We start from the raw sequence: 255 nt of genomic DNA on the forward strand, positions 1-255 counted from the left end.
ACTTATGGCTGCCCTCGAAGCTGGCGTAGACCGTGGTCAGGTCGTCGGTTTTGTTATAGACGCTGTTATCCGAGTTGTCGGAGTAGCGCAGGATCACCTTGTTCACCCCGCTGTCGTTGGTGTGGCTCAGCACCAGGCCGCCCTGCCAGGCTTCGAGGCGCGCGTCGCTGTCCACCGCCTTTGAGTCAAAACCGTAGTTAGCGTACACCTCGACGTCGATCGGCCCGGCCTTGATGTTGTGGGTTTTGGTGGTCA

The 255-nt window shown here is 59.2% G+C and carries 1 pseudogene; it reads right to left on the minus strand.

Going from position 1 to position 255, the window contains the following annotated elements:
- A pseudogene (locus RRF55_RS27505) lies at positions 1-255 on the minus strand (carbohydrate porin); the annotation flags it as partial.

This window comes from Klebsiella sp. K47 (assembly GCF_051858335.1).
In the GTDB taxonomy this organism is placed as follows: Bacteria; Pseudomonadota; Gammaproteobacteria; order Enterobacterales; family Enterobacteriaceae; genus Klebsiella; species Klebsiella pneumoniae.